This is a genomic window from Saccharothrix sp. CB00851, assembly GCF_001905065.1.
Classification (GTDB): Bacteria; Actinomycetota; Actinomycetes; order Mycobacteriales; family Pseudonocardiaceae; genus Actinosynnema.
The window spans coordinates 334,734-350,375 of record NZ_LWLC01000023.1; the positions used below are offsets into that span (position 1 = coordinate 334,734).

Genomic DNA, 15,642 nt, shown 5'->3' on the forward strand with positions numbered 1-15,642 from the left:
GGTGAGCAGACCGTCGACTCCGGTGTGGCGGGCGTGCTCAACGCGACCACCCCCTTGTTCTCGCTCCTCATCGGACTCGCCATCGGCACGGACCGCGGCCTCACACCGGTCCGCGTCACCGGACTGGTGGTGGGCTTCGCGGGCATCCTGCTGATCTTCGCGCCGTGGCAGCGGCACGGCCTGCTCAGCGCCGGCGCCCTCGCCCTCCTCGGCGCGGCGGCCAGCTACGCGGTCGCGTTCGCCTACATGGGACGCAAGCTGGCCGGCAAGGGCGGCCCGATCGCGGTGTCCGCGGCCCAGCTCGCCGCCGCCACCGGGCTGGGCGCGCTCATGCTCCCGTTCGACCACACCCCGGCCACGCCCAACGCCACCGCGATCGTCGCGGTGGTCGTGCTCGGCGTCTTCGGCACCGGCATCACGTTCGTCCTCAACTACCGGATCATCGAGGACGAGGGTCCGACCAGCGCCGCCACGGTCGGCTACCTGCTGCCGGTCGTCTCCGTCGCGCTCGGCGCGCTGGTGCTGGACGAGCCGTTGACGGCGCGGATCGTGACCGGGATGGCGGTGGTCCTCGCGGGCGTCGCCTTGACCCGGTTGGTGCCGGGCAAGCGCCCGGCCGAGCGAACGGACCGTTACCACTTGTCGGTTATGTCCACCGAGCGTGAGGGGTCAGGGGGCCGTTCGGCCGACCACCGTTGACCATGGCATACCCGCTGGTCAGGCTGCTGGTCTGGACCTCGCTCGAGTGACCGCTTGCCCCGTCAACCCTGCGGCGGGGCGCACTCGTTCGGGTTCACCCGAAGGAGCCAACCCGTGCGTCCTTTCCGTCGAACACTCACCGTCCTGGCCGTCGCGACCACCGCCGTCGGCCTCACCGCCACCACCGCCTCGGCCGAACCCCTGCACCAGGCCGAGATCATCACCGCGACGGCTTCCGCGACCGTCCACCCGATCAAGGACTCCTACATCGTCACGCTCGGCGCCACGGCCCGCGGCGGCGCGAGCGTGGCCGCCACGGCCGGCGTCACGCCGACCCACGTCTGGGACGCGGCGTTCCACGGCTTCGCCGCCAAGCTCACCCCGGCTCAGCTGCGCAAGCTCAGCCGCGACCCGGCGGTCACCGCGATCGAGCAGGACGTGCTGGTCACCGACGCGCTCGACGCCACCCAGGCCAACCCGCCGTCGTGGGGCATCGACCGGGTCGACCAGCGCAACCTGCCGCTGTCCCGCAGCTTCACCTACAACTACACCGGCGCGGGCGTGCACGCGTACATCATCGACACCGGCATCACGCCGAGCCACACGAACTACGGCGGCCGGGCCACGTTCGACTACAACGCCATCGACAGCAACAACACCGACTGCCACGGCCACGGCACGCACGTCGCCGGCACGATCGGCTCGACCACCTACGGCATCGCCAAGGGCGTGCGGCTGCACGGCGTGAAGATGATGAACTGCTCCGGCGGCGCCACCACCACGGCCGCGGTCAACGCGATCAACTGGGTCACGGCCAACCACATCAAGCCCGCCGTGGCCAACACGTCGTGGAACTTCACCGCGTCGGCCAGCCTGGAGACCGCGATCCGCAACATGATCGCCGCGGGCGTCTTCCTGGCCACCTCGGCGGGCAACACCGGCGGCAACTCGTGCGACCGCCTGCCGCGCAAGGTGGAGACGGCCAGCGTGGTGGCCTCCTCCACGAACACCGACGCCCGGTCGTCGTTCTCCAGCACGGGCCCGTGCGTCGACCTCTACGCGCCCGGCAGCTCGATCATCTCGACCGTCCGCACCGGCGGCTCGGGTTCGATGAGCGGCACGTCGATGGCGACGCCGCACGTGGCGGGCGTGGCCGCGCTCTACAAGCAGCGGTTCGGCGACCAGTCGTCGGCCACCGTGCACAACTGGCTGAACTCCAGCGCCACGCCGAACGTCGTCAGCGGCGGCACCACCGGCGGCACGGTCAACCGCCTGCTGTTCAGCAACGGCCTGTGAACCTCCCCGGCGCGCGGGGGTAAGCGCCCTCACCCGCGCGCCGGGGAACCCCCGGCCACCGGAGTAACGGTGCGGCCCAGGCAGGCGACCCTGTTGGTACACCCGGTCGTCTCGGGGAAGTGATGGGTGATGAAGCCGCTGCACCTCGTGCTGGTCGTGGGCGCATTCCTCACGGTGACCGCGGCTTCCTGCGGGCCGCAGCTGCACCACCCTGCGCCAACCGCGACGCCGGCCCGGCCCACACCCGATCCGACCGCCCCGTTGCCCCCGATGTCCAGGCCTCACGTCACCGTGCCGTTTCGTCCGGAACCATCGCTTCCGGTGGTGCGCGATGGCCACGTCGCCTACCGGGCACCCGCGCCGATGCGCGTCAACGACCTGCAACGCGTCACGGTGCGGGTGAGCGGGGACGTCATCCCGCCCGGGTTCACCTCGGGCCTGCCCGGCACCGGCGGCGTCACCACGGGATCCGCCAAGGTCGGCGACCGGCTCACCGCCAGCCTGACCGGGCCCGACTTCGACATCGCGCTCGTCGGCGACAAGGTCGAACGAAGCCTCCTCGAAGGCGACTACGTCGAATGGGCGTGGAACGTCCGCCCCAAGCGCAGCGGCAAGCTCCTCCTCGACTTCTCCCTCTACGTGGTCGTGCCCGGCGAAGACGCGCCGATCTACCACCGGACCTACGACCACTCGGTGGAGGTCGAGGTCAACTTCGTCCACAGCGTCGGCGTCTGGGTCAAGGACTACGGCGCGCTCACCGGCTTGAGCATCCCGGTGCTCGCCGCGGCCGCCTGGAGGTTCGCGTCCTTCCTCCGCAAGCGCAGGAAGGACGCCACGCCGCCGGCACCACAAGAGGAGTAGTCCTTCACGCGTCCAACACCGCCGAGAGGTGCCGCGCCAGCGCGGAAACGTGCGGCAGGTCGACCATGGACAGGTGGTCGCCGGGCACCGGCACGACCTCCAACGTGCCGCACGCGTCGGCCCACCCGAGGTCGTCGTCGTCCTGCCGGCGCAGGTAGCGCGGGTCGAGCACGGTGGTCAGCGTCTCCCGGTCGGTCGCCCGGTAGAACACGACCCGACCCGGGTAGTACCGCGGCGTGTACCGCTCGGCCGCCCGCGCGTCCAGGTAGGACGTGCGCTGGTGGCGCAGCGCGCCGGGGCTGATGCCCAGGTCGGCGACGGCGGCCAGCACCGCGTCGATCTGGCCCGCGTCGTCCAACCCTGGCAACGACTCCCACGGCAGCTCGACCGACCTGCCGTAGACCTCCTCGACGTGCCGGGTGTACCGGGCGAACCGGTGGCGGACCAGGTCGGCGGGCGGGACGTCGGGCGCGGGCAGGGGCCGGACGGTGTCGATCATCACCACCAGCTCGACCTCGGCGCCCGCGTCCCGCAGCAGGCATGCCACCTCGTGCGCCAGGCACCCGCCGAACGACCAGCCGCCCAGCACGTACGGCCCGGACGGCTGCACCGACCGCACCAGCTGCACGTACCGCGCCGCCTTGGCCGGGATGTCCGGCACGTCGTCGATCCGCTCGTACCCGTAGCAGGGCCGGTCCTCCAGCAACCCCGCCAACGGCTCGTACACGCTGGTGGGCCCGCCCGCCGGGTGGAACAGGTGCACCGGCCGCCGCGACCCGCCCGCGCGCAGCACCCGCACCGGCCCGCCCACGTCCTCGAACGCCGCGCGCAGCCGTTCGGCCATCGCCTCGACGGTCGGCGCGGTGAACAGCGAGTCGTCCACCGCCACCCGGCGACGCACCAACGCCAGCAGCCGCTCGGGTGAGCCGCCGAGGGCGAAGAAGTCGTCGTGGACGCCGAAGTCCCGCCGACCCAGCACCTCCGCCCACAGCCCGAACACCCACCGCTCGGTCGGGTCACGCGGCGCGACTTGCGTCGAGGTCTCGGGTTCGAGCCCGGCCACGTGCCGTTCGACGTCACGCAGGCTCGCGCCGCGCAGCAGTAACGGCACGGGCAGCTGCACGCCCAGGTCGTGCTCGACCGCGTTGCGCAACCTCATCGCCATCAACGAGTCCAGCCCGAGCGACGTCAACGGCAGCGACGGGTCCGGCACACCGCCCATCACCCGCGTCACGATCGCGCTCAACCGGTCCGCCGGCGGCACGTCGGACGGTGGCCGGAGGAACGACTCGAAGAACGCCCGGTGCGCGAGCCGCGGGAACAGCTCCACCACCCGCCGCCGGTCGAACCTCACCACACCGGTCGCCACCCGCCCGGACATCAGCAACGCCTCGACCGCCTGCACGCCCTCGGCCGGCGAGATCGGCCGCAGCAGCGGGTTGTCGTTGTCCCGGGCCAACCCGACCCGGCTCCACGCGCCGAAGTCGATCGTCGTCGCGGGCAGCCCGGACGCCCGCCGCCACCGGGCGAAGCCGTCCAGCCACGCGTTGGCCACCGCGTACGCGGCCTGACCGGGCGAGCCGAGCAGGGCCGCCGCCGAGGAGAACACCACGAACCAGTCCAGCCGGTGCCCGGCCGTCGCCTCGTGCAACCGCAGCGCGCCGTCGACCTTGGGCCGCAGCACGCGTCGCACGTCGGCCGGGTCGAGCCGGTCGAACGGCGCGTCGGCCAGCACACCGGCCGCGTGCACCACCCCGCACAGCCGCAGCCCGCCGTCCACCGCCGCCGTGACCGCCCGTTCGGCCACGCCGGGTTCGGCGACGTCACCGGTCACCACGACCACGTCCGCGCCGAGCGCCCGCAGCTTCGCCACCTCGGCCCGCGCGTCCGGCGACGGCTCACGACGACCGCACAGCACGATCCGCGCCGCGCCCCGTTCGGCCAGCCACCGGGCCATGACCAGCCCCAACGCGCCCAACCCGCCGGTGATCAGGTACCCGCCCGAGTCGACCGCGGACCCGGTCGCGGGCACCTCGACCTCCGCCTGCCGCAGCCGCGCCGCGTAACGCTCGCCACCGCGCCAGGCGACCTCGTCGTCGGCCTGGTCGGCGAGCAGTTCACGCGGCAGCACGCTGACGTCGTCCACGTCCACGACGGTCGCCCGCAGCTGCGGCCGTTCGAACGCCAGCACCCGCACCGCACCGCGCAACGCGGCCGGCTCCGGCACGCCCGCCTCACCGTCCACGACGCAGGCCGCCTCGCGCGTGACGATCCACAGCCGCCGCGTGTCGTGCGCCAACGCCGACAGCCGCAGCAAGTCCCGCTCAAGCCCACCAGGACCGAACACGATGCCGTCCGTCGGGGCGGACGGGTCCGTGGTCACGTGGTGCCCGGCGCCGATCAGCGCGTCGGCCAGCTCCCGGTCGTCGGAGAGCAGCAGCCACGTGCGGGACGCGTGGTCGACCGAGGGCAGGTCGTGCCGTTCCCACCGGGTCTCCAGCGCGAGCCCCGACAACGCCACCGACACCGGCCGCACCCGGACGTCCACCGCCTCCACCAGCAGCGTGCCGGCGTCGTCGTACAGCCACACGGACCCGGTCAGCTCGCCGCCGCCGCTCTCCCGGACCACGGCCTCGCACCGGTCCGCGCGCCGCGGGTCGCCGTGCAGCCGCACGGCACCGATGCCGACCGGCAGGTACGGCCCACCGGCGGCGCGGTCGAGCGCGGCGGCGGCGAGCGCGTGCAGGCACGAGTCGAGCAGCGTCGGCGGCAGCCGCCACCCGCGGTCGGGGCCGTCCGGCCGGGTGACCAGGCAACTCGCCACGCCCGCGCCGGCACGGGCGGACCGGACACCCCGGAACGCCGGGCCGTAGTCCATCCCGGCCTCGGCCAGCCGGTCGTACAGGTCGACCGGTTCGAGTCCGCTGTGGACCGGCGGTGGGGCGTCGGGCCGCTCGCCGGGGACGATGGTCGCGCCGGCGTGCCGCACCCACCCGTCGGCCGTCTTCGCGTGCACCTCGACCCGTCCATCCCGGAACGTGGTGCTCAGCCGCACCTCGTCGGTGAGGGTCAGCAGCGCCTCGAACACGACGTCACGCACCGACAGCGGACCGGCCGCCACCTGCGCGCCGGCCGCCAGGGCGATCTCCACGTACGCGGCGCCGGGCAGCACCGGAGTGTCCCGCACCCGGTGGTCGGCCAGCCACGGCAACGCGGCCAGCCCCACGTCGGCCTGCCACGCGTGCGTGCCGTCGGGCAGCTCGACGTGGTCGCCGAGCAGCGGGTGCCCGGCCCGGCGGAGCGGGGGAGCGGTCCAGTGCGGGCGGTGTTCCCAGGGCGCGGTCGGCACGTCGGTGACGCCCCGGGCGGGCACCAGGCCGTGCAGGTGCAGCGACGCGAGGTTGGCGTGGAAGGTGCGCACGTCGTCGGTGTCGCGGCGCAGCGAGCCCACCAGCACGAGGTCGGGTGCGTGCTCGGCGATCGCGGGCAGCGCCACGGGGTGCGGCGAGACCTCCAGGAACGCGGTGAAGCCGTCCTCCAGCGCGGCGGTCACGGCCTGGGTGAACCGGACCGGGCGGCGCAGGTGCGCGGTCCAGTAGTCGGCGGTGAACGGTGGCGCGTGCCGGGGATCGGCCAGGACCGTCCCGTACAGCGGCACGTCACCGCGCCGTCCGGCGACGTGCCGCAGCGCCGACGCCAGCTCGTCGAGCACGGGGTCGACGGCGGGGGAGTGGCCGCTGGTGCGCAGCGGCAGGACCCGCGCCAGCCCGCCGTCCGCCTCGACGCGGGCGACCAGCGCGGCGAGCCGGTCGGCGGGTCCGGACACCGTGCAGCGGCGTGGGGCGGCGTGCACGGCCACCGACAGGGCCGGGTCGTCCACCTCGTCGCCGGGCAGTTCGACCGCCGCCATCCCGCCGCCACCGGCCGCGTCGACCACGTCCAGCAGCCGTGCCCGGGTGGTGATCACCAACGCCGCGTCGGCCAGGGACAGCGCGCCGCTCACGACCGCCGCGGCGACCTCGCCCGCGGACTGCCCGATCACCGCCGCCGGGCGCAGCCCGCGTGACCACCAGAGCCGGGCCAGCGCGAACTGCACGCCGAACAACGCGATCTGGCCGTCGCCCAGGGTGTCCGACGGCATCTCCAGCAACGCCCGCACCGAGTGCGGCGCGATCAGCCGGTCCACCTCGTCCACCGCCGCCGCGAACACCGGTTCTTCGGCCAGCAGCCGCCGTCCCATGCCCGCCCAGCCCGAGCCGTAGCCGGAGAAGACCCACACCGCGCCGTCGCGTCGTTCGGCGCGGCTGACCGGGCGGTCTCCGGACGCCAACGCCCGCAGCTCGGCCGCGACACCGGTCCGGTCGGATCCGGTGACGACGGCCGCGTGCCGTTCACGGCCACGACGGCGGGCCAGGGTCGCGGCCACGTCGTGCAGGTCGGCGTGCGTGGTGGACAGCCACTCGGCCAGTTCGGCGGCGTGCCGCCGCACGCGCCCCTCGGACGTGCCCGCCACCACCAGGAACGCCGGGCCGTCCGGCCGGTCCACCGGTTCGGGCGCGGGCGGCTCCTCCAGCACGACGTGCGCGTTCGTGCCGCCGAACCCGAACGACGACACACCGGCCGTGATCCGGCCCGAGTAGCGCGGCCACGGCGTCGGCTCGGTGACCACGCGCAGGCCGGTGAAGTCGATGTGCGGGTTGGGCTCGCGGAAGTGCGGACTCGGCGGCAGCTCGCCGTGCCGCACCGCCAGCACCGTCTTGACCAGCCCGATCACGCCCGCCGCCGACTCGGCGTGGCCGAAGTTCGCCTTGGCCGACCCGAGCAGCAACGGCCCGTCCGCCCGGCCCAGCACCTCCCGCAGCGCCCCGGCCTCGATCGGGTCGCCGAGCAGCGTTCCGGTGCCGTGCGCCTCCACGTAGTCCACTCGGGACGGGTCGACGCCCGCGTCCGCGTACACCCGGCGCAGCAGGTCGGCCTGTGCCTGCGGGTTCGGCGCCATCAGCCCGTTCGAACGACCGTCGGAGTTCACGCCGCTGCCCCGGATCACCGCCAGCACCCGGTCACCGTCGCGCCGCGCGTCCGACAGCCGCTTCAGCACGACCGCCGCGCAGCCCTCGGCACGGGCGATGCCGTCGGCGGAGGCGTCGAACGGCTTGCACCGCCCGTCGGCCGACAGCAGGCCCGCGCGGTGGAACGTGAGCGTGACGGCCGGTCCGAGCAGGAGGTTCACCCCGGCGACCACGGCGGCGTCGGTCTCGCCCGCGCGCAGGCTCTGGCAGGCGTGGTGCACGGCCACCAGCGACGACGAGCACGCCGTGTCCACCGCCAGGCTCGGCCCGCGCAGGTCGAGCAGGTACGACAGTCGGTTCGCGGCGATGCTCAACGCGCCGCCGGTCGCCGTCCACGGCTCGACCCGGCCCAGGTCGGCCGCGCTCGACGCGCCGTACTCACCGGTCGAGATGCCGACGAACACGCCGGTCCGGCTGCCGCGCAAGCTGTCCGGCGCGATGCCCGCGTGGTGCAGCGCTTCCCACGACACCTCCAGCACCAGCCGTTGCTGCGGGTCCATCAGCGCGGCCTCGTGCGGTGCGATGCCGAAGAACTCCGCGTCGAAACCCTTGAGGTCGGGCAGGAAGCCGCCGAACCGGGGCGTGCCGTCGGGCAGGCCGGGCCACCGGTCCGGCGGCGCGGGCGTGACCGCGTCACCGCCCGAGCGCAGGAAGTCCCACAACCGGTCGGGACCGTCGACACCGCCCGGCAACCGGCAGCCGACGCCGACCACCGCGATGCCCTCGGCGACCGGCCGGGTGGGTTCGGTCGCGGGTGCGGTGTCCGGCGCGGCGAGGTGGCGGGCCAGGCGGGTGATCGTCGGGTGCTCGTAGAACACCGTCGCGGGCAGTGGCACGTCGAGGAACTCGCCCAACACGCCCGCGAGCACGACGGCGTCACGGGACGACAGGCCGAGTTCGGCCAGGGGCTGGTCGACGTCCACCTCGCCGTCGGTCAGGTCGGCGAGTTCCGCGACGCGCCGCACCAACCAGGCGCGGAGTTCCGCTTCCGCGGGCGTGCCGAGGCCGGTCATGGGTCACCTTTCATGCGATTTCCACAAAACGCCTCGAAGTATTTGCGAGACGGAGGATGAAACGTCCGCGATCAGGGTATCGGCGGCGTAGGAGTGATCGTGGCCTGGGTGAACGTCGGTGAACAATAGTCCGATCGGGTCAATCGCGGTCGGTTGGAAGCGGTTGTTGACAGTTGTTGTACTCGCCGGTAGCTTCCTTGCTCAACGTGCTGGAAATCACTCGCGGAAAAGTTGTGACGACCGCACAAAAACTATTTTTAAAAGTTGTCACCGCGGAGAAGGGAGGGTGCTCATGACGGTCACCGCGACCACCACCGGCACGGTCGTAGAGGCCGTGCGGCGCTGGGCGCGCGAACGGCCCGGCCGCACCGCGTTCACGTTCGTCGACCACGAGGTGGACCCGGACGGCGTGCCGGTGTCGATCACGTGGGCGGAGCTGGACGCGCGGGCCCGCGGTGTGGCCGCCGAGCTCCGTCGGCGGTGCGCTCCGGGTGACCGCGCGCTGCTGTTGCTGCCCCAAGGCCTGGACTACGTCGTGGCGTTCGTCGGCTGCCTCTATGCCGACGTGCTCGCCGTGCCGCTGTTCCCGATCACCGGCGACGGCCACCGCGAACGCCTCGACGGGATCCTGCGCGACTGCGCGCCGAAGGTCGCGCTCACCGCCGCTCCCGCCGCGCTCGACCTGGACGTGGTGGTGGTCGGCAGCGTGCCGCCGTCCGCCGAACCCCCGGCGCGCCGGCTCGGCGGCCCGGCCTACCTGCAGTACACGTCCGGCTCGACGCGCACCCCCGCCGGTGTCGTGGTGACCGACCGGAACCTGCGGGTCAACGTGCGCCAGGCGCTCACCGCCTACGGCCTGGCCGACGTCGAGGCCACGCCGGTGAGCTGGTTGCCGCTGTTCCACGACATGGGGTTGGTGCTCGGCGTCGGCGTGGCGTTGACGACCGGTGTGGAGGCGGTGCTGATGGACCCGCTGGCGTTCCTGTACCGGCCGTCGCGGTGGTTGCGGGCCATGCACGGGCGGCGTCACGTGATCAGCGCCGGGCCAAACTTCGCCTACGACCTGTGCGTGCGGCGGGTGTCGCCGGACGAGCGGTCCGGGCTGGACCTGAGCGGCGTGGTGGCGTTGATCAACGGCAGCGAGCCGGTGCGGGCGGCGACGTTGGCCGGGTTCGGGGAGGCGTTCGGCCCGTGCGGGCTGCGGCCGGACGCCCAGCGCCCGTCCTACGGCCTGGCCGAGGCGACCGTGTTCGTGACCGCCGCGACCGGGCCGACGACCACCGGGTTCGACCGCGCCGCGCTCGCCGGGGGACGGGCGGTGCCTGCGGTCGACCCGGAGCGGGCGAGCGTGCTGGTCGGCTGCGGCGGCGCGGTCGACCAGCACCTCGCGATCGTCGACCCGGTGACGGGCGAGCCGGTCGGTGACGGTGACCGGGTCGGCGAGATCTGGGTGTGCGGGGAGAACGTGTCGCCCGGGTACTGGTCCGGCGGCGAGGGTTTCGGCGCCCGGCTCCCCGGTTCGCCGCTCTACCCGTGGCTGCGGACCGGAGACCTCGGCGTGCTGCACGACGGCCAGCTGTACGTGGTGGGCCGGATCAAGGACCTGATCGTCATCGACGGGCGCAACCACTACCCGCAGGACGTCGAGGCGGTCGTGGAGGAAGCCGACGACGTGATCCGGCGCGGTCATGTCGCCGCGTTCGCAGTGCCGTCCGTCGAGGGCGAGGCGATGGTCGTGGTCGCCGAGCGGAGTTCCCGGGTGCCGCGTGAGGCCGTCGACCGGGCCCGTGTCCGAGCACGTGTGCGCGCCGCCGTCGCACGGCACCACGACGTGCGGGTGCGGGACGTGCTCGTGGTCGAACCCGGCTCGGTGCCCAGGACTTCCAGCGGGAAGCTGTCGCGCGCCGCCTGCCGCGACCTCTACCTCGGCGGGCGGCTGCCCGCACCATGACTCCGGGAGAAGTGATGACGCGCGTGCTGCTGTCCGCCCTGTCCGCCGTTGCCCTGATCCTCGTACCCGCGCCCACGCCGGTTTCGGCCGACGACGGGGCACAGGTCGTCGCGGAAAGGTGGCTCGACGGGCGCACCGTCGACCTCACCGTGTCCTCGCCCGCGGTCGGTGGGCACGTGCCGGTCCGCGTGCTCACGCCACCGGGCTGGTCGCCGAACGCCACCCGCACCTGGCCGGTCCTGTACCTCCTCCAAGGCGTCGGCGACGACTACACCTCCTGGACCAGGGAAACCGACGTCGAAGAGCTCAGCGCGACCAGCGACGTCCTGGTCGTCATGCCCGATGCCGGACGAGCCGGGTGGTACACCGACTGGTGGAACGGCGGGCGCGGCGGCACGCCCCAGTGGGAGACGTTCCACACCGGTGAACTCCTCGAGCTCGTCGAACGGGACTACCGGGGCAGCACCGTGCGCGCGATCGCCGGGCTGTCGGCCGGCGGCACGGGGGCGTTCGGGTACGCGGCCAAGCACCCGGGCATGTTCCGGGCCGCCGCGTCCTACAGCGGGCTGCTGTCGACGCAGTTCGTCGGCGTCCCCCAGTTCATCTACACGACCGTCCTGCGCGAAGGGCTCGACCCGTACGGCCCGTGGGGGCGCGAGTCGCTGGTCCCCGCCGTGTGGGCGGCGCACAACCCGCGGCAACTCGCGGCGAACCTGCGCGGCCTGTCGCTCTACATGTCCTACGGCAACGGGTTCAGAGGTGCGCTGGACACCGACTGGTGGGCCTACGACCCGTTCGAGACGATCGTCGGCACCACCTCGCCGGACTTCGTGCGGCGGATGCGGTCGCTGGGCATCCCGATCACGGTCAACGCCTACGGCGGCGGCACGCACACCTGGAAGTACTGGCAGCGCGAACTCCGGGTGTCCTGGCCGATGCTGACGGCCGCCCTCTCGTGAGGCGCACCCTGCTGGTGACCTGCTTCGCGGCCTTCGTCACGGCGCTGGACAACAGCGTCCTGATGGTGGCCCTGCCGACCATCGGCCGCGACCTCGGCCTGTCCACGAACGACCTGCAGTGGGCCGTGGTCGCCTACATGCTGGCGTTCGCGAGCCTCATGGTGGCGGCGGGCGCGGTGGGTGACCGGTTCGGGCACCGGAGGGTCCTGCTGGTCGGGCTGCTCGCGTTCGCCGCCGCGTCCCTGGGCTGCGGCACGTCGGACACCGGCTGGGAGTTGGCGCTGTGGCGCGCGGCCCAGGGAGCCGCGGCGGCGGCGATCGTCCCGACCGGGCTGGCCGTGCTGCGGACCGACCTGGACGAGGCGCGGCGCCGGACCGGGATCGCGGCGTGGACGGGCGCACTGGCCGTGGCGCTGGCGGTCGGGCCCGCGCTGGGCGGTCTGCTCAGCGAGGCGGCGCACTGGCGGTGGATCTTCCTGGGCAACGTTCCGCTGTGCGTGGCGGCGGCCGTCCTCGCGCACCAGGTCCTGCCACGACCGCGGATCACCCGGCCGACGCCACTGCCGATCCGCTCCACGGCGGCGTTGACGGCGGCCGTCTTCACCGTCACCGCGACCGTGCTGAGCGTCGGCGGCGAAGGCCCGGTCGCCGCACTGGCCGCGTTGTCGGGTGCCGTGTGCCTGCTGTTCGTGTCCCTGGAGCGGTCGGCCGCGCGCCCGTTGTTCCCGAAGGCCCTGGCCCGGCCGGTGTTCGTCGGCGGCACGGTCGCGCAGGCGTTGTGGGGAGGGGGCGTCAGCGGTGTGCTGTTCGTGCTGCCGCTGCACCTGCACCGCGCCGAGGGCTTCACCCCGCTGGCGACCGGCCTGTTCTTCGGGCCCGCCGCGCTCGCCGTGATCGCGGGCGCACCGCTCGTGCCCGCCTCGGTCGTGCGAATCGGTCCGTGGCGCACTGCGGCGTGCGGGCTCGGCGCGGTGACGGCAGGACTGGTGGCGACGCCGTTCGCGAACCCGGCGGCGCTGCTCGCCTGCCTGGTGGTGATCGGTTTCGGCTCGGCGTTGACCACGCCGCTGACCACGATCGCGCTGGACGCCACCGATCCCCGGTCCGCCGGGATCGCCTCGGCGACGGTCACCGCGAGCCGTGAGCTGGCCGGTGCGCTCGGCGTCGCCGTGGTCGGCCTGGCGTTCACCGCGGCGGGTCACTCGGCCGCACTCGTGCTCGCCGCCGGCGTCGTCGCGGTGGCACTGGGCATCACCTTGCGCCAAGCCGTGCGCACCCGTTCCCGCCACGTGCCGTAGTCACCGGTGCGAAGATCGGCACATGGGGACGACCGCGCTGGTGCTGCCACTCGCCGATCCCGCCGCCGCCTTGGAGGCGGTCGGCGGCAAGGGCGCCTCGCTGGCCAAGCTCGCCGCCGCGGGCCTGCCCGTGCCGGACGGCTTCCACCTGACCACGCACGCCTACCGCCGCTTCACCGCGGGCCTGGACGCCGAACTCCGGGACGGCGACGAGGCCGCGATCGCCGCCGCCTTCGACCGCCGTGACCTGCCCGAGGACATCGCCGACGCCATCCGCGCGGCCCTGCCACCGGGCCCCGTCGCGGTGCGGTCGTCGGCGACCGCCGAAGACCTGCCGGACCTGTCGTTCGCCGGCCAGCACGACACCTTCCTCAACGTGTCCGGCGACGAGGTGCTGACCGCGGTCAAGCGCTGCTGGGCCTCCCTGTGGACGGCACGCGCCGTCGCCTACCGCGCCCGGCACGGCATCACCGACGCGGCGATCGCCGTGGTCGTGCAGGAGATGGTGCCCGCCGACGCGGCCGGGGTGCTCTTCACCGCCAACCCGGTCACGGGCGCACGGACCGAAACCGTGGTCAACGCCGCGCCCGGTCTCGGCGAGGCCCTTGTCGGCGGCACGGTCACCCCCGACGAGTACGTGGTCACCGCTGATGGCGCGGTACGCCGGTCCGGCGGTTCGCTGCTGTCCGACGCGCGGGTGCGGGAACTGGCCGGGCTCGGCGCGCGGATCCAGGAGCTGTACGGCGTGCCGGTGGACGTCGAGTGGGCCGTGGCCGGTGGCCGGATCGCGGTGCTGCAGGCACGGCCGATCACCGCGCTGGCCGAGGTCTGGAACGACACCCTGCGCGGCGACTACCTGTGGACGTGCGCGAACCTGCGTGAAGCCGTGCCGAGCGTGATGACGCCCGCGACCTGGTCGTTCGCCCGGGTGCTCGCCCAGCCGGCGATCGGCGGGCACCCGACGTCGGGCAACATCGGCGGCCGGTTCTACCTCAACCTCAGCGCCGCGCTGGCCGTCGGGCAGGCGCTCGGCCTGGCCCGCGGCGGGTTCATGCAGCGGACCGTCGAGTTGTACTTCGGCCGCATCCCGGCGGGCGTGCGCGTGCCACCGCTGCCGATGTCACGCCTGGCCGTGCTGCGTGCGGCGGTCGGCGCGGCGCTGCCGTTCCTGCGGCAGAACCGGGAGTTCCGGGCGAAGGTCGACGGCCTGCTGGCGTCCGCGCCCGGCCGGGCCGACCGGCTGACGGCCTCCTTCCGCGCCGCTTCGACGCCCGCCGACCTGCTCGCGCTGTGGCGGTCCGAGGTGCACGACGTGCTGCACGTGGACGCCAAGGTGTTCGACGCCGGCGCCCGCAACGGCTCGATGTCGTCGGTCAAGCTCCGCCGCGAGCTGGTGGAGCTGGTGGGGGAGGACGACGCCACCGCGTTGCTGACCGGCGCGCACGGCGCGGCGGGGGAGTTGGAGAGCCTGGGCCCGGTGCTCGGCCTGTCCCGGCTCCGGCGCGGCGAGATCACCCGGGAGGCGTACGCCCGGCAGTACGGGCACCGGTTCGCCGAGGAGTTCGAGGTGTCCGCGCCGCGCCCGGCCGAGGACCCGGAGTGGCCGCGCACGGACGACGTCGGCGTCGACCCCGAGGAACTGCTGGCCAAGCAAGCGGCCGTGCGCGACGCCGCGTGGGAACGGTTGCGCGCCGCGCACCCCGGCGAGGTCGTGCGCCTGCGCCGCGAGGTGGACAAGCTCGCCGCGCTGGCCCGTGAGCGGGAACGGGCGCGTTCGGAGTTCGCCCGGACGTTCGCCGTGCTGCGGGCCTTCCTGGTGCGGGCCGGTGAGGTCACCGGGCACGGTGACGCGCTGTTCTTCCTGCCGATCGAGGAGACCCTGCGCGTCCTCGACGGGGACGAGACCCCGTTGGCGTCGGTGCCTGCCCGCCGCGCCGCCTACGACCGCTACCGCGCGCTGCCGCCGTACCCGACGGTGATCCGGGGCCGGTTCGACCCCGAGTCGTGGGCCGCCGACCCGAACCGCAGGCTCGACGTGTACGACGCCTCCGCCGCACCGCTCGGTGACGACGTGTCCGGTTTCCCCGGTGCGGCGGGCGTGGTCGAGGGGGTCGCGCGGGTGATCCACGACGTCGCCGACGGCGCCTCGCTCCAGCCGGGGGAGATCCTGGTGACCACGGTGACCAACATCGGCTGGACCCCGCTGTTCCCGCGCGCCGCCGCCGTGGTGACCGACGTCGGCGCGCCCTTGTCGCACGCCGCCATCGTGGCCCGCGAGCTGGGCATCCCCGCCGTGGTCGGCTGCGGCAACGCCACCACCCGCATCAACACCGGCGACCGGGTCCGCGTGGACGGCGGTCGTGGCGCCGTGACCGTGCTGGGCTGAGCCGCTCGGCGTTCACAGTTCGGCGGGGCCGGTCGTCCGAACGACCGTTGCGGCAGCCGGAGTATTCCATTGGGGTGACGGAATCGTTACAGTCGGTGTCTGGGAACGCT

8 protein-coding genes are annotated in these 15,642 nt (G+C 73.8%); 7 read left to right on the plus strand and 1 reads right to left on the minus strand.

Features of this window, described 5'->3' with window-relative positions; translation table 11 throughout:
* From A6A25_RS22905 to A6A25_RS22915, 3 genes are all read left to right on the plus strand, one after another.
* Positions 1-699 (plus strand): DMT family transporter (locus A6A25_RS22905; RefSeq protein WP_073893082.1); only part of this gene is annotated, 699 nt, incomplete at its 5' end.
* Positions 700-813: 114 nt separating this feature from the next.
* Positions 814-1,995, plus strand: a complete 1,182-nt coding sequence (locus A6A25_RS22910) for a S8 family peptidase (RefSeq protein WP_073893083.1) — start codon at positions 814-816, stop codon at positions 1,993-1,995.
* A gap of 321 nt (positions 1,996-2,316) precedes the next feature.
* Positions 2,317-2,856, plus strand: coding sequence for a hypothetical protein (locus A6A25_RS22915; protein ID WP_073893085.1), 540 nt, complete (start codon positions 2,317-2,319; stop codon positions 2,854-2,856).
* Between the two features lie 4 nt (positions 2,857-2,860).
* Here the strand turns inward: A6A25_RS22915 and A6A25_RS22920 are convergent, their stop codons facing one another.
* On the minus strand, positions 2,861-8,938 hold the full coding sequence (locus tag A6A25_RS22920; protein WP_073893087.1) for a type I polyketide synthase: 6,078 nt from the start codon (positions 8,936-8,938) through the stop codon (positions 2,861-2,863).
* Between the two features lie 292 nt (positions 8,939-9,230).
* Here A6A25_RS22920 and A6A25_RS22925 point away from each other — a divergent pair, with 292 nt between their 5' ends.
* The 4 genes from A6A25_RS22925 to A6A25_RS22940 are packed head-to-tail and all read left to right on the plus strand — an operon-like array spanning position 9,231 to position 15,532.
* Positions 9,231-10,889 (plus strand): fatty acyl-AMP ligase, encoded by a 1,659-nt coding sequence (locus tag A6A25_RS22925; protein ID WP_073893088.1) that lies wholly within the window; start codon positions 9,231-9,233, stop codon positions 10,887-10,889.
* 14 nt (positions 10,890-10,903) lie between these two features.
* Entirely contained in the window at positions 10,904-11,848 is a 945-nt protein-coding gene (locus tag A6A25_RS22930) for an alpha/beta hydrolase (protein WP_073893090.1), read from the plus strand.
* A complete protein-coding gene (locus tag A6A25_RS22935) occupies positions 11,845-13,146 on the plus strand; it encodes an MFS transporter (protein WP_073893091.1) in 1,302 nt (433 codons plus the stop codon). Before A6A25_RS22930 ends, A6A25_RS22935 begins: the two co-directional genes overlap by 4 nt.
* Positions 13,147-13,168: 22 nt before the next feature.
* Positions 13,169-15,532 (plus strand): PEP/pyruvate-binding domain-containing protein, encoded by a 2,364-nt coding sequence (locus A6A25_RS22940; RefSeq protein ID WP_073893093.1) that lies wholly within the window; start codon positions 13,169-13,171, stop codon positions 15,530-15,532.
* Positions 15,533-15,642 lie beyond the last annotated feature (110 nt).